This window comes from Rhodococcus sp. ARC_M5 (assembly GCF_022810405.1).
Classification (GTDB): domain Bacteria; phylum Actinomycetota; class Actinomycetes; order Mycobacteriales; family Mycobacteriaceae; genus Rhodococcoides; species Rhodococcoides navarretei.
In genome coordinates, this window is record NZ_JALGQE010000001.1 from 453593 (window position 1) to 477161 (window position 23569).

At 64.5% G+C, this 23569-nt stretch carries 10 protein-coding genes (1 of these 10 only partly in view); 1 reads left to right on the forward strand and 9 read right to left on the reverse strand.

The genetic code is table 11. The features are described 5' to 3' along the window. From MTX34_RS01975 to MTX34_RS01985, 3 genes are all read right to left on the reverse strand, one after another. Positions 1–12463, reverse strand: the start of a protein-coding gene (locus MTX34_RS01975) for a non-ribosomal peptide synthase/polyketide synthase (protein ID WP_243608253.1). It extends 17621 nt beyond the left edge of the window; the window shows 12463 of its 30084 coding nt (coding positions 1–12463); the start codon lies at positions 12461–12463; its stop codon lies beyond the left edge, outside the window. Between the two features lie 282 nt (positions 12464–12745). Beyond that, complete coding sequence (locus MTX34_RS01980) at positions 12746–13171, reverse strand: PPOX class F420-dependent oxidoreductase (RefSeq protein ID WP_243594716.1); 426 nt, start codon at positions 13169–13171, stop codon at positions 12746–12748. A gap of 52 nt (positions 13172–13223) precedes the next feature. Further along, positions 13224–14681 (reverse strand): amidohydrolase, encoded by a 1458-nt coding sequence (locus tag MTX34_RS01985; RefSeq protein ID WP_243608254.1) that lies wholly within the window; start codon positions 14679–14681, stop codon positions 13224–13226. 52 nt (positions 14682–14733) lie between these two features. On the opposite strand from MTX34_RS01985, the gene MTX34_RS01990 reads away from it, so the two are divergent. Then, the gene (locus MTX34_RS01990) at positions 14734–15189 is read left to right on the forward strand and encodes a thioesterase family protein (RefSeq protein ID WP_243608255.1); all 456 of its coding nucleotides are present in this window, start codon (positions 14734–14736) and stop codon (positions 15187–15189) included. Here MTX34_RS01990 and MTX34_RS01995 read toward each other — a convergent pair. The 6 genes from MTX34_RS01995 to MTX34_RS02020 form a co-directional block, all read right to left on the reverse strand. Then, positions 15165–17111 carry an acetoacetate--CoA ligase gene (locus MTX34_RS01995; RefSeq protein ID WP_243608256.1) on the reverse strand — a complete coding sequence of 649 codons (1947 nt, stop codon included), beginning with the start codon at positions 17109–17111 and terminating at the stop codon, positions 15165–15167. The genes MTX34_RS01990 and MTX34_RS01995 overlap by 25 nt on opposite strands. 31 nt (positions 17112–17142) lie before the next feature. Beyond that, positions 17143–18759: an AMP-binding protein gene (locus tag MTX34_RS02000; RefSeq protein ID WP_243608257.1), complete on the reverse strand. Its 1617-nt coding sequence runs from the start codon at positions 18757–18759 to the stop codon at positions 17143–17145. A 54-nt stretch (positions 18760–18813) separates the two neighbouring features. Further along, complete coding sequence (gene eutC / locus MTX34_RS02005; RefSeq protein ID WP_243608258.1) at positions 18814–19581, reverse strand: ethanolamine ammonia-lyase subunit EutC; 768 nt, start codon at positions 19579–19581, stop codon at positions 18814–18816. Beyond that, positions 19578–20990 (reverse strand): ethanolamine ammonia-lyase subunit EutB, encoded by a 1413-nt coding sequence (locus MTX34_RS02010; RefSeq protein WP_243594710.1) that lies wholly within the window; start codon positions 20988–20990, stop codon positions 19578–19580. The genes eutC and MTX34_RS02010 overlap by 4 nt, the downstream gene beginning before the upstream one ends. After that, on the reverse strand, positions 20987–22441 hold the full coding sequence (gene eat / locus MTX34_RS02015) for an ethanolamine permease (protein ID WP_243608259.1): 1455 nt from the start codon (positions 22439–22441) through the stop codon (positions 20987–20989). Before eat ends, MTX34_RS02010 begins: the two co-directional genes overlap by 4 nt. Before the next feature lie 135 nt (positions 22442–22576). Then, on the reverse strand, positions 22577–23560 hold the full coding sequence (locus tag MTX34_RS02020) for a cation diffusion facilitator family transporter (protein ID WP_243608260.1): 984 nt from the start codon (positions 23558–23560) through the stop codon (positions 22577–22579). Positions 23561–23569: the final 9 nt, after the last annotated feature.

Below are 23569 nucleotides of genomic sequence, written 5' to 3' on the forward strand. Positions count from 1 at the left end.
TGACCGGCTCCGGCAGAGCGGCACGATCCAGTTTGCCGACCGGAGTGAGTGGTACGGAGTCGAGCACCACGACAGCAGAGGGCACCATATGCGAGGGCAGCGTTCGGCCGACGAACGCGATCAGTTCGTCCACATCGACCGCAGTGCCGGACGTGGGCAGCACGTAGGACACGAGAACTGTGGCGCCGCTTGGCAGTGTTCGCCCGAGAGTAGCGGCGAACGAGACGTGCTCGTGGGCGGTCAAGGCGGAATCGATCTCGCCGAGCTCGATTCGGAAACCGCGCACCTTCACCTGGAAATCGGACCGTCCGACGAATTCGAGATTGATCGCCTGCGGGTCGGTCGACACCGCGTCGACGCCGTACGTCCACCGCACCACGTCACCCGTTCGATACATCCGGGTTCCTGGCTCGCCGAAAGGATTCGACACGAAACGATTCGACGTCAGTCCCGTGCGGTTGTGGTAGCCGCGAGCCAATGCGCCACCGGCGAGATAGAGTTCGCCGGCCGCACCGACCGGAACCGGGTTGAGCCGCTCGTCGAGCACGAGGGCCGACATCCCGTGGATCGGACGGCCGACCGAGATCGGCATCCCCGGCCGCAGCTCGGCGAAGCTGGAAATGATGGTGGTCTCGGTCGGTCCGTACCCGTTGAAGTACTTGCGCCCGGGTGCCCAGCGATTCAGCAGATCCGGGGTGGTGACGTCACCGCCGACGGACACCACCTCGAGGCTGTCCAGGCCCGCAGGGTCGACTGTTCCCAGCACCGCCGGTGTGATGATCGTGTGCGTGACCCTTTCGGTCCGCAACAGCTCGGCCAGATCGTCACCTCCGATGACCCCCGCGGGCACAACGACGAGGGTTGCCCCCTCGGAGAAGGCCGCCATCCATTCGAGCACGGACGGGTCGAAGCTCGGAGAACAGATGTGCAGAAACCTTGAGCCGGCCGACAAGTGGTAGAGATCGGTCGCGGCATCGAGCACGCCGCCCAGCCCGGTGTGGGTGACCACCACGCCCTTGGGCAGTCCTGTCGAGCCCGAGGTGTAGATCATGTATGCCGCATCGGTCAGCGCCACCGGGCGCGAACGATCCGCATCGGTGATCGGATCGGCGGATCGACGCTCGCAAGCACCGGCGAAGTCCGGTGCGGCGATGTCCGTCCACTGCGTCGTGGACGGTAACGAGGCAACGTGCTCCGCCGCGGTGATACCGAATACCGCCCCCGAATCGGACAGCATGTGGCGAACACGCTCGGCCGGATACGTCGGATCGATGGGGAGATGCGCCGCTCCGGCTTTGGCGACGGCCCATACCGCACGCACCATGTCGTAGGAGCGCGGGAATGCCAGCGCGACAACCGAATCGGGGCCTGCCCCACGGGCGATGAGCTCACGTGCCATGCGGGTGGATGCGACGTCGAGCTCGCGGTAGGTGATCGACCGGCCGTCCACGCGCACCGCCACCGCGTCCGGTTCGATCCGAGCGCCGGCGTCGAAGATCTCCGCCAGCGTCCCGCCATGGGTGACAGTGTCGCCGTGCACGTGGGTGAGCCACTCGTACTCGTCCACGTCCATGATCGCGAGGTCACCCACTGGGCGCGTCGGGGTCGCCACGACCGCGTCGAGCAGTCGCGTCAGTCGCTCGGCGAAGCGTTCGATCGTGTGGTCGTCGAAAAGATCACGTGCATAGGTGAATTCGGCCGCAATGCCGGTATGCATGCCGGTCTCATCGGTGTGTTCGTGCAACAGCAACGACAGGTCGAACTTCGAGACGTCGATATCGAAATCGACTGCAGAGACCTTCAGGCCGGGGAGCTCGAAGCTGGTGATCGGCAGATTCTGGAACGACAGGGCAACCTGGAACAACGGGTGACGCGCGGTGGATCGCTCCGGGTTCAGGATCTCGACAAGTCGCTCGAACGGAACATCGGCGTTGGCGAACGCCTTGAGATCGGTTTCGCGATTCGCCTCGAGAACACTGTCGAACCCGGCACCGGGATCGACGGCAGTGCGCAACACCAGAGTGTTGACGAACATGCCGACGACGTCGTCGAGCTGCGCTTCGCCGCGGCCCGCGATCGGAGTGCCGATGGCGATGTCGTGAGTGCCCGACAGTCGCGCCAACAGCACCGCCAGCGCAGTGTGCATGACCATGAACAGCGTGGTGCCCGAGCTACGAGCCACACCTGCAAGGGCACGGTGAAGTTCCGCATCGATGGTGAAGGAATGGGTGGCACCGACGAAGGACTGCACCGACGGCCGTGGCCGATCGGTGGGCAGACCCAGTTCTTCCGGCATTCCGGCCAACGCACCACGCCAGTACTCGGCCTGGCGCGAGAGGATCGACTCCGGATCCTTCTCGTCACCGAGCAGCTCACGTTGCCACAGTGTGTAATCCGCGTACTGAACGGGAAGCGGAGACCACGCCGGTGGTTCACCCGCCGTGCGCGCCGCATAGGCGACCATGACATCACGGGTCAACGGGCCCATCGACCAGCCGTCGGCAGAGATGTGGTGGGCGACGAAGACGAGCACGAACTCGGATTCGTTGACCTGCAGCAGTTCTGCGCGCAACGGCACTTCGTGGGTGACGTCGAAACCGGTATCGACGAATTCGGTGATCCGCGTGATGATCTCGTTCTCCGAGACCGTGATCGGAGTCAGAACGGGCAGCGCCTCGGCCGTCGACAGCACAACCTGTGCGGCCAACCCATCGGTTTCCGGGTAGATGGTGCGCAGGGCCTCGTGCCTACCCAGAACGTCCCCGACAGCCGCCTGCAGGGCATCGACGTCGAGCGATCCGGACATCCGAATCGCGACCGGCAGGTTGTTGGCCGCCGATTCCGTGTCGAAGCGGTTGAGGAACCACATACGTTGCTGCGCAAGGGACAGTGGGATCCGCGACGGGCGTACCCGTGCGGTCAGCGCCAGTCGTCCCCCGACGCCGGTGTGCGATTCCGCACGCACGGCGAGAGCCTCGACAGTCGATGCCTCGAACAAGGCCCGTACCGGAACCTGAGCATCGAGCGCTGCACCCAATCTCGAGACGACCTGTGTCGCGACGAGCGAGTTGCCGCCGAGAACGAAGAAGTCGTCGTCGAGACCGACGCGGGGCACCCCGAGCACCTCCTCGAACACACCGGCAACGATTTCTTCCACCGGGGTGGTCGGAGCCCGGAATGTTCGAGACTCGACCACTGGCTCCGGCAATGCCTTGCGATCCAGTTTTCCCGATGCACCGACGGGCAGAGAGTCGAGGACGACGAAGGCGGAAGGCACCATGTACGACGGCAGAGCAGACGCAACGGTGGCCTGGACGATGCCGACGTCGACAGTGAAGCCAGGCGCAGGCACGACGTAGCCCACCAGTTGATCGTTTCGGACCAGAACGACGGCCTGTGCAATCGAATCGTGCGCTGCCAGTGACGCTTCGATCTCACCGAGTTCGATGCGGAGTCCGCGGAGCTTGACCTGGAAATCGGTTCGTCCGACGTACTCGAGTTCTCCGGTGCGCGTCCACCGCACCAGGTCGCCGGTGCGATACATCCGCTCGCCGGGGCGTCCTGTGGACCGACCACCGACGAAAGGATTGGGCACGAATCGATCGGCGGTGAGGTCGGCACGGCCGAAGTAACCACGGGCGGTCTGTACGCCCGACAGATAGAGCTCGCCTGCGACGCCGACCGGAACGGGTCGCATCCTCGCGTCCAGGACGAACACCCGCGAGTTCCACACCGGGCGCCCCATGGGCGCGCTGGTACCGGGGAGAGACCAGCCTGCAACCCCTGCGACGGGACGCGCCGTGGCGTGAACCGTGAATTCGGTCGGTCCGTAGAGATTGTGCACACCGGCGTCGGGCACGACTCGCGCCACGTCGGACACCACGGAATTCGGCAGTGCCTCGCCGGCGACGAGGACCAACTTCAGGCTTCGGCATTGCTCCACCGTCACCTGGGACACGAATGCCGAGAGCATGGACGGTACGAACGAGGTGGCCGTCACCGCGTGCTCGGCGATGATCCGTCCGAGATAGCTCGGATCTCGATGGCCGTCCGGCTCGGCAACGATCAGTTCGGCACCGGACGCCAACGCTCCGAACAGTTCCCACACCGACACGTCGAAGGTGAACGGAGTCTTCTGCAGAACGACGTCCGAAGCCCCGATGGCATACCTGTCGACGATCCACGAAATCTGGTTGACGACCGAACCGTGGCTGACTGCAACGCCTTTCGGGCGCCCGGTCGAGCCCGAGGTGAAAATCACGTAGGCCAGCGAACCCGGCAGAGGGCGCGCGACGACATCGGAATCGGCCAGAGGGGCGTTCGAGAAGTCGCGATCGTCGAGGACGTCCACCAGCACGGTCGGCGCTGTCTCGGCGACCGAGAAGTCGTCGCGTGCTGTGGTCAACACCAAGACCGGTTCGGCTACGTCGAGAATGTAGCGGTTGCGCTCGGCAGGTTGGTCGGGGTCGACCGGCACGTAGGCAGCTCCAGCGCGCAATACGGCGTAGAGGGACACCATCATGTCCAGTGAGCGACGCATGGCCACCGCGACGAGTCGGTCCGGAGCCGCGCCGAGAGTCACCAGCCTGCGTGCAAGCGAATTGACCCGCGAGTCGAATTCGGAGTATGTCAACGATTCGCCCTCGAACACGAGCGCAGTCCGGTCCGGAGCAACCTGCACCTGCTCATCGAAGAACCCGAGAAGAGTTGCCTGTGAATCGATCTCGTGCTCGGTGTCGTTCCACGAACTGAGCATCAGTCCACGTTCGACGACGTCGATCAGTTCGATGTCGCCCAGCGGAATCGTGGAATCCGTGATCACCGACTCGAGAATTCGTTCCAGCCGCTCCGCAAGTGCGGCAACCGTCGCCTCGTCGAACAGGTCTGTGGCATAGGTGAATTCGGCAGACAGACCCTTGGCCTCGCCGGTGGCCGACATCTGTTCCGTAAGCGTCAACTGCAGATCGAACTTGGCCACCGAGGCGTCCAACTCGACGCTGTCGATGGTGAGGGCCGGAAGTTCGAGATGTGATGGTCCCAGGTTCTCGAACGAGAGCATCACCTGGAACAACGGATGCCGCGCAGTGGACCTCGACGGATTCAGAACCTCCACGAGTCTCTCGAACGGCACGTCCGAGTGCGCGAAGGCACCCAGCGCCGACTCCCGCGCGCGCACGAGCTGATCGTCGAACGACTCGTGACCGACGACCCTGGTCCGGAGCACGAGTGTATTGACGAACATTCCGACGATGTCGTCCAGCGCTTGCTCACCGCGGCCCGCGACGGGTGTACCGATCGCGATGTCATCGGTGCCGGACGTGCGTGCGAGCAAGGTCGCCAGTGCGGCGTGGACGACCATGAACAACGACGCGTTGCGAGCCCGACCGAGCTCGAGCAGTCCGCTGTGGATACGGGCACCGATCTCGAACTCGTAGGTACCCCCGCCGAACGACTGCGTGTTCGGACGCGGCCGGTCGGTCGGAAGATCCAGTTGATCGGGAAGGCCCGCGAGGGTGTTCTTCCAGTAGGCAACCTGCTTCGAGATCAACGAGGAGGGATCCTCTTCCGATCCGAGTGTCGTTCGTTGCCACATCGTGTAGTCCGCGTACTGAACGGGAAGCGGTGCCCAGCCCGGAGACTCCCATTCGGTGCGCGCTGCGTAGGCGATCATGATGTCGCGAGCAAGCGGCCCCATCGACCAGCCGTCAGCCGAAATGTGATGCACGACAAGGGTCAACACGTGCTCGGACGGGCTGATCTCGAAGAGTCGAGCTCGCATGGGTACGTCGGCGGTGACGTCGAAACCGGTGGATGCGAGGTGGCGGATCGACCGCTGCAGCTCCGCCATCGTGGTCCGTACCGGCAACAGGTTGGGGACGATCTGTGCAGCGTCACGAACGACTTGATGCGGTCCGTCGGCGGAATCCGGAAAAACCGTGCGCAGCGATTCGTGCCGATCGATGACGTCCATGATTGCCACTTGCAGCGCGGCGACGTCCAGCGCGCCGGACAGGCGCAGGGCGATCGGCAGGTTGTACGTTGCCGAGTCGGTGTCGAATCGGTTCAGGAACCACATCCGCTGCTGAGCCAACGACAACGGAATGCGCTCGGGTCTTGTTTCCCGGCGCAGTGCAATTCGAGCACCGCGACCCGCTTCTTGCTCGACGCGAACCGCCAATTGGGCGACCGTCGACGACTCGAACAGGATTCGGACCGGAACCTGCGCATCGAGTGCAGCGCCCAGCCGCGCGACGACCTGAGTGGCGATGAGCGAGTTTCCACCGAGCCCGAAGAAATCGTCGTCGAGCCCGACGACAGGCACACCGAGCACGTCCGAGAAAACGGTGGCGACGGTTTCCTCGATCGGGGTCGTGGGCGCACGGAACTGGCGGAAACTGATTCCCAGCTCCGGTTCCGGCAGCGCCCGGCGATCGAGCTTGCCGATCGGCGTCAGGGGAATTTCGTCCAGAACCACCAGTGCGGTCGGCACCATGTAGCTCGGCAGCGTGCGACCGATATGCGCGAGGACGTCGTCCTTGTCGATCGGTTCAGGCCCATGCACGTACGAGGCGAGGGCGGTGTGTCCGGAGCTCGACTCGTGCCCGATCGTCGTCGCGAACGTCACCGCGGGATGTGATTCGAGGGCAGCATCGATTTCGCCGAGTTCGATGCGATAGCCGCGCACCTTGACCTGGAAGTCGGAACGGCCGACGTACTCGATCGCTCGGTCTGCAGTCCAGCGCACGACGTCACCGGTGCGGTACATCCGCGACCCGGCGGATGGGTCGAACGGGTCGGCGACGAATCGCTCCGCGGTCAGCGAGGGTCGGTTGTGGTAGCCACGGGCCACGGCTTCGCCCGAAAGGTAGAGCTCACCTACGACACCCACCGGAACCGGTAGGAGTCGCGAGTCGAGGATGCGCGCAGCGACGCCTCGAACGGGCCCACCGACGGTGATCGGTTCGCCGGCGAACAGCTCGCCGCGAGTGGAGACGATCGTCGTTTCGGTCGGCCCATAGGCGTTGAAGAACCTTCGTCCGGGTGCCCACCGCGCCACCAGATCCGGTGCCGCGGCGTCGCCGCCGACCGAGAGCAACCGAAGTGTGTCCAGGCCCGCGGAGTCCATCGAGCCGAGCACGGCCGGTGTGATGATTGCGTGGGTGATCCCGTTGTCCGCTACGAAGGAACGCAGCTCGGGTCCGCCGATGATGGACGGCGGCACGACCACCAACATGGCACCGGCCGAACCGGCCAAAGTCCACTCGAACACCGAAGGGTCGAAACTGGGTGAAATAACATGCAGGACGCGAGAATTGATGTCGACCTGGTACAACTCGCGCGATTCGTCCACCAGACCCGACAGTCCGCGGTGCGTGACGCTGACTCCCTTGGGCATGCCGGTCGAACCCGAGGTGTAGATGACGTAGGCCGCATTGTCCAGCAGAATCGGTACGGTCCGGTCGGAATCGTCGAGTGCATCGGCGGACTGCTGAGCGACGTCGGTCTGGAAATTCTCGTCGTCGATGGCAATCCAGGTGCATGCCCGGGGCAGTTCACCTACCCGATCACGCGTGGTGATTCCCAGGCTTGCCGCCGAATCGCTGACCATGTGCCGCACTCGGTCGACGGGGTAATCGGGATCGACCGGCACGTACGCTGCACCGGCCTTGGCCACCGCCCACACCGCGAGGACCATCTCGAAGGACCTCGGGAAAGCCAGCGCGACAATGGATTCCGGACCTACGCCTCGGGCGACCAACAACCTCGCCATTCGATTCGAGCGCTCGTCCAGTTCACGGTAGCCGACCTCGGACGCCCTTGTGCGAACGGCGATTCCATCCGGTGCGATCCGCGCACCTGCAGTCAGCAACTCCGGCAACGTCCGAGCCCCGTGGACTTCGCGCCCGCGTACGTCGACGAGCGTGTTCGCTTCGTCGTCGTCCAGAATGACGATGTCTCCGACCGGTACCGAGGTATCCGCCACGATCGCGTCCAGAATGCGGACGAATCGCTCCCCGAACTTCTCGACGGTCGCAGTGTCGAAGATATCCGTGGCGAACTCGAACGTTGCGTCGATACCGCCCGGAGTTCCATCGTCACCGTGATGTTCGGTCAGCCAGAGCTGCAGGTCGAATTTCGCGATGGGAACATCGAGTTCCTCGGCCCGTGCGGTCAGTCCGGCGAACTCGAGGTCGCGGTCCCGTGCTGCCTCCAGTGAGAGTGCTACCTGGAACAACGGGTGCCGTGCGGTGGATCGAGTCGGCTTGAGAACTTCGACCAAACGCTCGAACGGGATGTCCGAGTGCGCGAACGCGGACAGATCCACGTTGCGTACCTGGGAGAGGAGTTCCTCGAATGAAGTGCCCGGTTCTACTTGCGTTCGCAGGACCAGCGTGTTGACGAACATTCCGACTATGTCGTCCAACGCCTCGTGCGACCGACCGGCGATAGGAGCACCGATAGCGATATCCGTGGTCCCGCTCAGCCGAGACAGAAGAACTGCATATGCCGCCTGCACAACCATGAAGATGGAAGCCTGTCGACCTCGCGCTACCTCGACCAGCTTCCGATGCACATCGGCGTCGATCTCGAATCTGCACTTCGCCCCACCGTTGGTTGCCGACGCCGGCCGCGGCCGGTCGAACGGAAGGTCGATGCGATCGGGCAGTTCGTCCAGCGCACCGATCCAGTAGTTGATCTGCTTGGCCGCCTGCGATGCAGGCTCGGACTCCGACCCGAGCATCTTCCGTTGCCACACAGCGAAGTCGGCGTACTGAACCGACAGCGGCTGCCACGCCGGCTCGCGGTCGTTCGAACGCGCCTCGTAGGCCACCATGATGTCGCGCGCCAACGGACCGAACGACGAGCCGTCAGCAGCAATGTGATGAAGCACCATCGCGAGAACGAACTCGTCGGACGACAACTGGAACAAAGCGATTCGGAACGGTGGCTGAGCAGAGACATCGAATCCCTGCTGCGCCAGCGCGATCAATTCAGAGTCGAGCGACCGCGCGTCGACGGTTCGAGCCTGCAGGTCGGGTGCCACCTCGGCAGTGACGAGGATGATCTGCTCGGGTGCGTCGTCTGCCTGTGGATAGATCGTCCGCAGGGTTTCGTGCCGGGCGACGACATCGGTGAACGCCGAGTTCAGCGCTCGCACGTCGACCGCCCCGGTCAGCCGCACCATGAAGGGAAGGTTGTAGGCAGCGGTGTCGGAATCGAAGCGGTTGAGGAACCACATTCTCTGCTGCGCCAGCGAAAGAGGCAGCCGCTCGGGACGGAGGCCTGCCTCGAGCTCCGGCGTGGAGTCGCCGACGACCACCGCGTTCTGCGCTCTGGCCGCCAGCGCACCCACGGTGGGTGCCTCGAACAGCTCGCGCACTCCCAGGCGAACTCCGAGAGCGCTGCCGACCCTCGTCACCAGCTGTGTGGCAATCAACGAGTTGCCACCGAGCTCGAAGAAGTCCTCGTCCAGACCGACGGTCGACGCGCCGAGAAGCTCCTCGTAGATACCGGCGACGACGTGTTCCGCGCGACTCTGCGGAGCTCGGTACTTCTTGGCACTGCTGAATACCGGTTCCGGCAACGCTTTTCGATCCAGCTTCCCGCTGGTGTTCAGCGGGAGGGCGTCGAGGACGACGACCGCTGCGGGGACCATGTACGACGGCAACGCATGTCCTGCGAATTCGATCGCCGCAGCGGATTCGATGGATCGGCCCGGTGTCGCAACGACGTACGCAACCAACTGGTCGCCGGTGACCGTCTGCATCACCAGAGTCACTGCCTGCGAGATGGATTCGTGAGACAGCAGTACGGTTTCGATCTCGCCGAGCTCGATGCGCTGTCCGCGGAACTTGACCTGGAAGTCGGTTCGACCGATGTAGTCCAACACTCCGTCACTGCGCCAACGAACGAGGTCGCCGGTACGGTACATCCGCTCCCCGCCGACACCGAACGGGTTGGCCACGAAGCGATCCGAGCTCAGATCCGGTCGGCCCACGTAGCCGCGCGCCAGCTGGACGCCGGCGAGGTACAGCTCGCCGGACTCGCCGATCGGAGTGGGGCGCAATCGACCGTCGAGGACGAAGGCTTTCGTATTCCATTCGGGCACGCCGATAGGTACGGTGCGGGTGTCCTGCGCAGTACTGGGGTGGTAGGTGACCGAGACGGCAGCCTCGGTGGGACCGTAGAGATTGTGCAACCCTGCGGAGCACATCGCGCGGAACGACGCTGCGGTTTCGACGGGCAGCGCCTCGCCGATCACGAACACGTGGCGCAGGGAACTGCAGGTGTTCGCCGGCGCGTTGGCCACGAAGACCGTCAGCATCGACGGCACGAAATCGGTGACCGTGACGCGGTGCTCGGCGATCTTGTTGGCCACGTACACCGAATCTCGGTGGCCGTCGGGGGTGGCCAGGACCATCGTCGCGCCGACCCGCAGCGGCAGGAAGAAGCCCCACAGCGAGACGTCGAAGGTGGTCGCCGTCTTCTGCAGATAGACGTCGGATGCGTTCAACGGATACTCCGCGAGCATCCATTCCATCTGGTTGTCGATTGCCGAGTGCTCGACGGCGACGCCCTTCGGCCGCCCGGTCGAACCAGAGGTGTAGATCACGTAGGCCGTGTTCGAAAGTCGCAGTGGCGCAGTGCGTTCGGCGTCCCGGATGGGTGCCGTGGAACGCGCGGTGCAGTCGACGAGATCGACCGCGACGGTCTCGGTTCCGTCGGGCAGCGCGACGTCGTCGCGCGAGGAGATCAGTACGCACCTCGGCTGTGCAGAGTCCAGGATGTATGCGGTGCGATCGGCGGGGTGGTCGGGATCGATCGGTACCCAGGCACCGCCGGCCGCCACGATCGCGTACATGCCGACCACGAGGTCGAACGAGCGGCGGATCGAGAGTCCGACGAGAACTTCGGGGCCGACACCCATGTCGATCAGATGGCGGGCGAGGCCGTTCACCCGAGCGGCGAGTTCGCCGTAGGTGAGTGCCTCGCCCTCGTACACGAGGGCCGTGGCATCGGGGTGCGCGGCTGCGGCGGACTCGAAGGCCGACAGCAGCGTGCGCGGATCCGTCTCGTGCTCGGTGGCGTTCCATTCGGCCACGACGAGATCGCGTTCGACACCGTCCGTCAGGGCCAGATCCCAGACCGCGTCCTTCGCTCCCGACGCGACGAACCGACCGAAGAAATCGACGAATCGTTCGTGGTTTCGTCCGGACTGCTCGGGTCCGTACAGGTTGGGGTTGGACTCGAAGTCGATGTGGGTGGTCGACCCGGCCACGCTGGTGTAGAGGTTGAGTCCGAAGTCCTCGATGAGGCCGGTCGAGAGAATATTGATGCCGCCGACCATCGAACCGAGGCGCACCTCGCCGAAGAACAGCATGATGTTGACCCACGGTCCGAAGAACGAGGCCTGACCGCTGGCCGCGCCCGCATCGCGTCGGATGTCCTCGTGTCGGTATCGCTGGTGGCGCAGTGCGCCGGAGACCTCCGCGTTGACACGTGCGAGCAGCGTCTCGACGGTGGTCTCGCTCGACACGTCGAGCCGCAGGGGTACGACGTTGGAGACCATGCCGCCGGAGCGACGCAGGACGGCGGTGGTGCGCGCGGTGACCGGGAGCGAGAGGACGACGTCCTCGCGTCCGGTCATCTGGGCCAGGTAGGCGGCGAATCCGGCGATGACGATGGTTGCCATCGTCGTGTCGGTCTCCGCCCGCAGAGCCTCGAGCTTCGTCATGGTCGCGGTGGACAGAGCTGTGCTGTCTATCTGGCTCTTCGCCGCAGGCGCAGCCGTGTGCCCGGCCAGGGTGGTGACTCCGTCGATCCCGTCGATACGCGACGCCCAGTACTCGCGGTCGGCCTCGAAGCGGCTCGAGTCGCGATAGGCCACGTCGATGTCGTAGACCTTGGTCAGGTCCGATGCCAGGTTCTTGCTCGGTTCGGCGCCCTCCACCGCTGCGGTATAGAGCTCTGCCGCTCGGTTCATGAACGTGACGGCACCGAATCCGTCGAGAACCACGTGATGCACGCGCTCGTACCAGAACCACACGTCGTCCTCGAGGCGTAGCACGGTCGCGGCGATCAGCCGGTCTCGGAGTACGTCGATCGGCGCGCTGTAATCACCGTGCATCCACGCCAGGGCGGCAGCACGTGGGTCGGCCTCGCCGCGCAGATCCAGGTAGTTCAGCGAGTCGTCGAGCGTCGGATCGACCAGCTGCCGAGGTTCGGCGTCGATCTCGACGATGCGCACGAATCCGGACTGCAGCTCGAGCGCAGCCTGCGAGGAGGCCCGACGAAGCAGCTCCACGTCGAGTTCGCCGTGCAGCTCGATGTACTGGGCGATGTTCGCAGGTACCGAGGGGTCCACATGCTGCGCGAACCACATTCCCAATTGGGCCGGTGACAGGGGGAACGACGAATGCTCAGGACTGCCGACTCCGTCGTCGTGTCCAGCACCTTCCACACCTAGCGGGTCCAATCGAAGCCTCTCTTTCCCACAATCACACGCGCCCCCACCGGCCGCCGAACCGGCAGCGATCGGTGGGCACCGAACACATCGAGCAAGTCACTTACGTCGTTCTCTATTTTCTCACCGGAAACAACTCGAAGTTACCTTTCAGTACATATCCGTATGTATGTACCGGACCGTTACATGTCGGTACCCGCTTCGAGTCGATCGAACACCTTCGACTCGATTCGGCACCCGGTCAATCTACAGTGCCGACCGCGCGGGGAGCGTCGGTCGTCATGCCGTCATGTCGAAAGCGGCAAGGACCTTGTTCGGGGTCACCCGAACGATCAATTCGCCCGGAACGCCGTTGCGCACGCCGAACTCGGCGGCACGCTCGCGGCCCATGTACCGGGCCCCGATCTCGGTTGCGGTACGCACCAGCTCCACGGGGTCCTCGTCGACCGACGCGATGCCTTGCACCTGGACGAATCCGTACGGCGGCTCTTCGAGATCGACGGTCAACACGACGCGGGGGTCACGGCGAATCGATCGGCCCTTGGCCGTGTCGGCCCCGGTGTTGAACACGATCTGTTCGCCCTCCACGACGAACCAGACGGGCGCGACCAGGGGTCTGCCGTCCGAGGCGAGATATCCGAGCTTGCCGGTGCGGGTACCCGCGGACAGGAACTCGCCTACGCGCGGATCGGTGATCGACGTCATCTCAGTGACGCTACGCGGCCCCTCCGACAACATCGATCCGCGGGCTTCGCGCCTACACCGCAGCCGCGTGAGTGAGCTCGCCCGCGCAGATCGTGGCTCTGATCTCCGTCTCGGCGAGATCCTGCACCGAGCGATGAGTAGGATGCTCGACGAGAACGGCGATGTCTGCCGCATCCCTGACTCGGAGCGGGCCCCGGCCGCCGCATGCTGCGCGCAGCGCAACGTCGAGAGGGACGGCATCTTCGGGACGCCACGGCGGTCGGTCGTCGTCGGTTCGGAACACCGCAGCGGCGACTCCAGCCAACGGTTCGGGTGGACTGACCGGGGCGTCGGAACCGAAGAGCAGTCTTGCCCCGCTGCGATGGAGCGTTCCGTAGCCGTAGGCCACCGAGCGCCGTCCCGCCCACAAGTGCTCGGCAATATCGCGATCGGCCATCGCGTGCTGCGGCTGCACCGACGCCACGACGCCCAACGCAGCGAAACGCGCGATGTCCTCCGGCAGTATCTGTTGCGCATGCTCGATCCGACCACCGCAGCCGGCCCGCTCGAACGCATCGAGTGCGATGCTGTTCGCGCGGTCGCCGATAGCGTGAATCGCAGGCACGATGCCACTGCGCGACGCACGCGAGACGAGCCCGAACAGACTCTCCTTGGTCTCGAGTAACAGACCGAACGCGTCGTCGCCGTCGATGCCCGGGTACCGGTCGTGGCAGCACGCCGTTCTGGTGTTGAGCGAACCGTCGAGCATCACCTTGAGCGGTCCGCGCCTGATCAGTTCCGAGAGCGCCGAGACGTCGCCGGTCCGCTCGTCGCGCTCGATTGCCTCGTCGAGCCACTGAGGCCACACCGTCGTATCGACACGTACCGCAGGGGAACCGGCCGTCAGACGTCGATCCCAGACCGTCTTGTTGTCCGCGAACTCGAAATCCACGACGCCGGTGACTCCGCGGACCGCCAGTGCTGCAGTCGCGTCGAGGACGGCCCGATCCAGTTCGGCCGGGTCCTCCTGTTCCTCGAGTGCCATCACCGCTTCGAGGCCGTCGACATCGCGGAGCACCCCGGTGGGGTGATCGATTCCCAGATCTGCGAGCAATGCCGGGCTCAGCCACAGCGTGTGCAGGTCCATGCTCGTCATGGCCACTCGGGCACCGGGCAGTGCATTCTCGAGCAGATCCTTGTGCGGTTCCTCGGGCCACTGTGCGTCCCGGAAGCCGTTGGCGCGCACCACCGAATCGCCTGCTGTCCGCGCATAGGGGTACACCAGCGCAACCGCATCGGCCGCCGACATGGCCGGCCCCACATCGATTCGCCGACGCGCCGCAGCCCACTGCGTCAGATGTACGTGACTGTCCACGAACCCGGGCAGGGCAACCCCGCCCCCACCGTCGAGCACCTCCACGCCGCTACCGCGTCGACGGCCGGCGGGGGCGATCGACTCGATGACCGAGCCGACGAGTTCGATGTCGAAGAGCACGCCGGAACCATCCAGTGCGACGTTGGCGATAATCACCCCTGGGACTCTAGAGCGTCGTCTCGGCCGACGTGCATGCCATCCTCTAGCAATGAAAACAGAGCCTGGTGCGATGCAACCAGAGCCGATCGGTCCCGTCGGATATCACGCGACCGTCACGGTGCGCTGGTCCGACATGGACGCCTTCGCGCACATCAATCATGCACGGATGGTCACCTTGCTCGAGGAAGCACGCATCGAATGGCTGCTCAGCGAGGGCGAGGCCAACGAGTCTCTGATCAAGAGTGCGTTGATCGCCAACGTGACCATCGCGTACAAGAAGCCGCTCCGGCACTCGGACGGTCCACTCGACGTCACACTGTGGTTCGAGAAGGTGCGCGCTGTCGATTTCACCATCGGGTACGAGGTGCGCGCCGCGGGCGCGGCACCCGATTCGCCGCCCGCCGTGGTGGCGACGACCCGGATGGCGATGGTCGACGTCGGTGCCGAGACCCTGCGCCGCATCGCGCCGGAGGAGAAGGCCTATCTTGCGCGCTGGACTCGCTGAAACTCGGTCGCCCGGTCGACGAACCACGCCAACGCAGCCGGGTCGTCGACGGCACTCGCATCGAGAGTGCCTGCAGCAGTGGCACCTTGAAAGAGACGTTTGAGCGGTACCTCGAGCTTCTTCCCGGTTCGGGTGTGGGGTATCGCGGGCGTGGCGATGACGTCGTCGGGAACGTGTCGCGGCGACGCCTGCGTTCTGATGACGGATTCGATGCGTTCACGCAACTCGTCGGTCGCACCGCCCGGGACCACCACGAACAGGGGCATCCAGTATCCGCCGTCGGGTAGCTCGATACCGAGCACGAGCGCCTCGGTGACCTCGTCCAGCGATTCGACGGCCTGGTAGATGTCGGCGCTGCCCATGCGAATTCCGTTGCGGTTGAGCGTCGAATCGGATCGTCCGTGGACGACCACACTGCCGCGATCGGTCACGGTGATCCAGTCTCCGTGCCGCCAGATTCCCGGATAGGTGTCGAAGTAGGCGTCCCGGTAACGAGATCCGTCCGCGTCGTTCCAGAAGTACAGCGGCATCGACGGCAAGGGCTCGGTGACGACCAGTTCACCGACCATCCCCCGCACCGAGTTGCCGGCTTCGTCGAACGCGTCGAGCGCCACGCCGAGGAACGGCACCGACAGCTCTCCGGCCCAGACCGGCGCAGTCCGCACTCCCCCGGCGAATGCCGATACGACGTCGGTACCACCCGAGATGGAAAAGACGGGTATCTGCGCACCGATGTTCTCCGACAACCAGATCGACGAGGACGCAGGCATCGCGGACCCGGTGATCCCGATCGCTCGCAGAACCGACAGGTCGTGATCGGTGCCGGGATGCGTGTCGGCCTTGATGCACGAGAGTACATAGCCGGGGCTGGTACCGAGGTACGTCACACCCAGCCGACCGGCGATGTCCCACAATGCATCCGGCGTCGGAAATGCCGGATTTCCGTCGGCGCACACGACCGTGGATCCGGCAAGTAGACCGGCGACCTGGAAGTTCCACATCATCCAGCTGGGGCTGGTGTACCAGAAGAACACGTCCTCGGGCCCCAGATCGGAGTGCAGGACAACGGATTTGAGATGCTCGAGCACCACACCGCCGTGACCGTGCACGATCCCCTTCGGTAGACCCGTGGTACCCGAGGAGAACACGACCCACAGCGGGTGGTCGAAAGGCACTGCTGCCGGGGACAATTGACGGCTCTGCGCTGTTGCGTCAGCCCAACTCACTGCATTTCCCGACGCCTCCCCGACCGTCACCACCAGTCTCAGCGTCGGCAGCCCGGCCGTGAGAGCGTCGACATCGGCGGCCTTGTCTCGGATCTTCCCTCCGTAGACGTACCCGTCTGCCGTGATCAAGGCCGTGGGTTCGAGTTGGCCCAGACGGTCGAGTGCCGCCGAGGCCGAGTAGTCCTGCCCACACGCGGACCACACCGCACCCAGACTCGCGGTCGCCAGGAACGCGATCACCGCCTCGGGAACATTGGGCAGGTATCCGACGACGCGATCGCCGCGGCCGACTCCCGCGTCGGCCAGCGAGCCCGCCAGCGCCCCCGCCTGATCGATCATCTCCTCCCACGTCACGGTCCGCGTCGAACCGTCCTCGCGGGCGTGGACGATCGCGGCGCGGCCGGGTCGCATGTGCCTGATCACCTGGTCCACGTAGTTCAAGTGCGTACCCGGAAACCATTGTGCTCCCGGCATACTGCGCTCTGCGAGCACCGTGTCGGGCACGCTGGAGGAACGGACCTCGAAGAAATCCCACACGGCCCGCCAGAACGATTCGAGTTCGATCGTCGACCACCGCCACAGCGCCTCGTAGTCCGGCAGCTCCACCTCGTGACGTTGCTCCACGAACCGCGCGAACTCGGTCACCCGAGCCGCGGCGAGATCGGAATCCGACGGCGTCCACAGCGCACTGTCCATACACGCGAGTATGTCAGCCGAGCGATCGTCGTCAGATCAATCCGAGCGACCTCTCGCGCATTTCCACCTTGCGCACCTTGCCGGTGACCGTCATCGGGAACTCGTCGACCACGTGCACGTATCGCGGGATCTTGTAGTGCGCCAACCGCCCGTCACAGAACTCGCGAACCGCAGCCGAATCGAGCGGTGCGGCATCGTCCTTCATCCTGATCCACACCATCAGCTCTTCGCCGTACTTCGGGTCGGGCACTCCGATCACCTGCGCGTCGAGGACATCGGGATGGGTGTACAGAAACTCCTCGACCTCGCGGGGATAGATGTTCTCGCCGCCGCGAATCACCATGTCCTTGATCCGCCCGGTGATCGCCACGTAGCCGTCGGAGTCCATGACCCCGATGTCGCCGGTGTGCATCCACCCCTCGTCGTCGACGGCCTCGGCAGTCTTCTCCGGCTGCTCCCAGTAGCCGAGCATCACCGAGTAGCCGCGGGTGCACAGCTCGCCGGCCTCACCGCGAGGCAGTGTGCTGCCCTCGATCGGGTCGACGATCTTGACCTCGAGATGAGGACCGACGCGCCCGACGGTCGACACCCGCTGCTCGATGGAGTCCTCGCTCCGAGTCTGCAGCGACACCGGCGACGTCTCGGTCATGCCGTAGCAGATCGACACCTCGGCCATACCCATCCGCTCGATGACCTGCTTCATCACCTCGGTGGGACACGGCGATCCGGCCATGATGCCGGTACGCAGACTGCCGAGGTCGAAGTCGTCGAAATTCTCCAGTGCCAGTTCCGCGATGAACATCGTCGGGACTCCGTAGAGCGAGGTGCACTTCTCCGCGGCGACGGCCGTCAACGTCGCCACCGGATCGAACGAGGGACCGGGAATCACCATCGCCGCTCCGTGTGATGTGCAGGCCAGATTGCCCATCACCATGCCGAAGCAGTGGTAGAACGGCACCGGAATGCACACACGGTCCTCGGCGGTGTAGTGGCAGAGCTCTCCGACGAAGAACCCGTTGTTGAGGATGTTGCGGTGACTGAGCGTCGCGCCCTTGGGGAAACCCGTTGTCCCCGAGGTGTACTGGATGTTGATCGGATCATCGGCACTCAGCCGCTCGGACACGTCGGTGATCATGTGTGGAGTCTTCGCCAACGCTCGGTGACCGCGATCGGTCATCGCTTCCCACTGCATGCTGCCGATGAACAGGACCTCACGCAGCGACGGCACCTCGGGGCGCACGTCGTCGATCATCGCCGCGTAGTTCGATCCCTTGAACTCCGTGGCCGACAACAACACCGACACACCGGCCTGCTCGAGCACGAACTTCAGCTCGTGGGAGCGATAGGCGGGGTTGATGTTGACCAAAACGGCACCGATCTTCGCCGTCGCATACTGCGCCAGAACCCATTCCGGGCAGTTCGGAGCCCACATTCCGACGCGGTCCCCCACCTCGACACCGGCCACGAGCAAGCCTGCGGCCAGCAGATCGACATCGGCGACGAACTCGGAATAGGTCCACCGTCGCCCCGAGCCCACATCGATCAACGCATCGTGATCGGAGTATTGCGCCGCACTGCGATCCAGATTCGCGCCGATCGTATCGTCCAGAACTGCGGTGTCCGACGCACCGGAAGAATAACTGTCCATGAACTCCACGGTAGTGACGCCGATCACGTACAGGCACCCCCGAATAGGGGGACGTCACTCCAGGGTGAGGACTTCCGCCGACTCGAGCGCGTCGGCTCGCGACGTGTCCTTGAGCGCCACTCCGGACCGACCGAGCTTCCGGGCTCCGGCCAGAAGACCGGCCACGATCCGGGCCGACTGCTCGTACCCCTGTCCCTCCGGCGGATGGATGTTCGAGATGCAATTGCGATCGGCGTCGGTGCATCCGGGCTTCGGCAGATGCGTCAGATAGATACCGAGACTGTCCGCGACCGACAGTCCCGGACGCTCCCCGATCAGAACCAACACCGTCCGCACGCCCATCGCTGCGGCGATGTGATCACCCAGCGCCACTCGCGCCTCGGTCGCGATCACCGGAGCCGCGATCGAATAGCTATCGGAGAGTTCCGTTTTCAACGCCTCCAGCATGGCCACACCGTGATCGGACAGCGCACGCGGAGACAACCCGTCACTCAGGACGATGCCGATCTCGTCCTCCGAATGCGACACCGCCGACAGGTCCTTCGGCTGCCGGCCCAGATCCGGCCGTCGGAGATACTCCGCACGACTCGTCGCCAGCGACGTCACCACCGGCGGTGATCCGAGCCCCACCTGCTCCACCCGAGCCACGAACTCCTCGACCTCGAGCGGCATGTGCACGGCATCGCGCGCAGCAGCGTGCGCCGAGCGAAACTCGAGCACGCGGGTGGTCGGTAGAGAATCACCGATACGTCCCAACCCGATCCGAGACTGAGTCATCGCTCTCAACTCACCCCAGAACTCCACTTCAGATTCACCGGTCATCGCGCACTCATCAACGCACGCAACGGTGATCCCGCGGCATCGACCTCGAGAAGTCGGCCGTCGGTGTCCACCATTCCCAGTCGGGAGAGCCACGACTCGAATTCCGGTGCGGGTCGTAGACCGAGAACCTGCCGGACGTAGAGCACGTCGTGAAAGCTCAACGACTGATATCCGAGCATGACGTCGTCGGCACCCGGCACCGCGATGACGAACGCGACCCCGGCGGTGCCGAGGAGGGTCAGCAGAGTGTCCATGTCGTCCTGGTCGGCCTCGGCATGGTTGGTGTAACAGACGTCCACTCCCATCGGCAGGCCGAGCAGCTTGCCGCAGAAGTGATCTTCCAGGCCGGCCCTGATGATCTGCTTGCCGTCGTACAGGTACTCGGGCCCGATGAATCCGACGACGGTGTTGATCAGCAGCGGCTCGAGATCGCGGGCCACCGCGTACGCACGCGTTTCGAGGGTCTGCTGATCGACGGGCCGATCGCCGGTACCGATGTGCGCGCCCGCCGACAACGCCGAACCCTGACCTGTTTCGAGATACATGACGTTGTTCCCGACGGTTCCGCGGTGCAGTGATCGGCCGGCCTCGTTCGCTTCCCGAAGCAGTGGAATGTTCACTCCGAAGCTCGAATTGGCCCCTTCGGTGCCCGCGATGGATTGGAACACCAGATCCACCGGAACGCCCTTGTCGATCAGTTCCATGGTCGTCGTCACGTGCGAGAGTACGCACGATTGAGTGGGAATCTCGAAGCGCTGCCGAATGTCGTCGAGCAGATGCAGCAGGTCGGCCGTCGCCTGCGGTGAGTCGGTCGCGGGGTTGATCCCGATCACCGCGTCGCCCGATCCGAGGAGCAACCCGTCGAGTGTGGCCGCGGCGATTCCGCGTGGGTCGTCCGTCGGATGATTGGGCTGGAGCCGAGTGGTGAGGGTTCCGGGAAGTCCTATCGTCGTACGGAAGGCCGACGTCACCTGCACGGCTCGCGACACTGCGATCAGATCCTGGTTTCGCATGATCTTGCTGACCGCTGCCACCATCTCCGGAGTCAGTCCGGCGGCCACCGACCGCAACGTCGCCGCCGCGTCCGACCTCGCCGTGACCTGGAGGAGCCAGTCCCGCAGGCCGCCGACGGTCAGGTGCGACACCGCTCCGAAGGCGATGCGGTCGTGTGAATCGATGATGAGCCGGGTGACTTCGTCGCTCTCGTACGGAACGAGCAGATCGTGCAGGAAGACGTCGAGCGAGACCTCCGACAATGCCCATTGAGCTGCCGCACGCTCGGCGTCCGATTCGGCTGCGCAGCCGGCCAATTCGTCGCCCGATCGAAGCGGTGTCGCCTTGGCCATCAAGTCCACCAGCCCGTCGAAGGTGTAGGTGGTGCCCGAGACCTGCTGGGTGTAGATCGTCATTCCAGCTCGGCCTCGGCCTTGGCCAGTGCAGCGAACTCCTCGTCCGGCGAGTTCGCGACGAGATGATGCCTGCTGTAGATACCGAAGTAGGCCATGAACGCCACGAACACGGCCAGGCACCACAGTGCCGCGGTGGAATCGACGACGAACGTGGCGACAACGGCGAGCGCTGCGACGATCAACGCGAATCCGGTGGTCACGACGCCGCCGGGGGTTCGGTACGGCCGTTCCATGTTCGGCTCGTTGCGACGGAGCACGATGTGGCTGACCATCATCAGAACGTAGCTCAGCGCCGCACCGAACACGGCCATGTTGAGCAACATTGCGCCCTGCCCGGTCAGTGAGAGCAGGAAGCCGATGACGCCCGGGACGATCAGTGCGAGCGTCGGGGCCTTGCGCGTGTTGGTGATGGACAGTGTCTTCGGCAGGTATCCGGCACGCGAGAGCGCGAAGAGCTGGCGCGAGTACGCGTACATGATCGAGAAGAAGGACGCGACCAGTCCGGCCAGGCCGATGTAGTTGACGATCTTGCTCGCGGTTCCGTCACCGAGGGCTTCCACCAACGGATTTCCCGATTCCTTGACGGCGTCGGCACCGCCTGCGCCGGTCACCAGGAGTAGCACGACGGCGCCGGTGACGAGCAGTACGCCCATGGCGGCGATGATGCCGCGCGGCACGTTCTTGGTCGGATCCTTGGCCTCTTCTGCGGCCAGAGGAACACCTTCGATCGCGAGGAAGAACCAGATGGCGAACGGGACAGCAGCCCAGATGCCGAGGTAGCCGAACGGCAGGAATCCCGAAGCTCCGGCTGCGTCGGTGGGCGCGATGTCGGTCAGGTTGCTCGCGTCGAATTGTCCGATGGCGGCGATGGCGAACACGACGAGTCCGACCAAGGCGATCGCGGTGATGACGAACATGATCTTGAGGGCTTCGCCTGCGCCGGAGAGATGAATTCCGATGAACACCGCATAGACCACCAGGTAGACCCACCACCCGTCGGTGATGCCGAACAGTCCGAGCGATTCGACGTAGGCACCGATGAACGTCGCGATCGCCGCGGGAGCGATGGCATACTCGATGAGAATCGCTGTGCCGGTGGCGAATCCGCCCCACGGTCCGAGAGCGCGGCGGGCGAAGGTGTAGCCACCGCCCGCGGCGGGCAGCGCCGACGACATCTCGGCCATACCGAGGACCATGGCAAGGTACATGCCCGCGATGATGATCGCCGCGATGAGCAGACCACCGAAGCCACCCTCGGCGAGACCGAAATTCCAGCCGGAGTAGTCGCCGGAGATGACGTAGCTGACTCCGAGGCCCGCCAGCAGGACCCAGCCTGCCGTCCCCTTCTTCAAAGTTCGCTTGGCCAGGTAGTCACCGCCTTCGACGTGTGACTGTGTGCTCTCGTGCGAGCTCGATTTCGGCGGAGACGACTGGGGGTCTTCTACGGACATTGCAAGCCTCTCGTATCCATTTCGCTCGGAGCGGGGTCACGCCCGAGGGGACGATTCACAACACGGGTGGCGCGCGAATCGGTTCACGATAGGACCGTGATGTAAGCGCCGCGTCATCGATGAGTGACAGGCGAATTACGTCAGGTTTTCGACGGCGTTGACGTCGCCGATATCTCCCTCGTCCGGTTCGGCGACTGTCAGTACCGCGTCCACCACAGCCCTGTTGGTTTCCAACTCACGCTCCAGCCGCCGGAGCGTGTGCGCGATGCGTGATTCTGCGAAATCACCGACGAGATCGACACTCGCCACCACGTAGATCTGTTTGGGACCGACGAACTCGATGCGCACGAATCTGACCGAAGCCACCTCAGGGAGCCCTTCGATCCGCTGCACCACCGCGTTCCATAATGCTCTCGAACCCGGTTCGCCGGTGAGGAATCGGCGGTTTCGATCGATCAGAACAAAGGCGACGATTCCGAGCAGTATCCCCACGAGGATGGACCCGATGGCGTCGAAGGCCGCGTTACCGGTCAGCTGATGCAATCCGATTCCGGCACCGGCGATCACGATGCCGATCAGTGCAGCACTGTCCTCGGCGAACACCGCGCGCAGCGTCGGATCCGAGGTCTCGAGTGCGTAGTCGAGAAAGTCTCTGTGGTACTCGGCTGCTTCACCGCGAATCTGCCGAACCGATTGCAGAAACGACACTCCCTCGAGGAGAAACGCGATCGCGAGCACCACGTAGGCGACGAGGTAGTTCTCGCTGCTCGATTCACCGGCGAGCAACGAGGTGATGCCGTGCCACACCGACACGGCAGCACCGGCGACGAAGAGCCCGATGGCCGCGAGAGTCGACCAGAAGTACGTCTCGCGACCGTAACCGAGCGGCCGGCGATCGTCGGGTCCACGCGATCCCCGTCGATTGGCAACGAGCAGAAAGATCTCGTTGCCGGTATCCGCCCACGAGTGCGCGGCTTCGGCGACCATCGACGCCGACCCGGTGAACACGGCCGCGAACGTCTTGGCGATCGCGACACCGAGATTGGCGACGAACGCAATCACCACCGTGCGGAGGCTCTCGCCGCCCTCGGCCGCCTCGGACTTCGGTGCGCTCTTCATCGTTCGCAC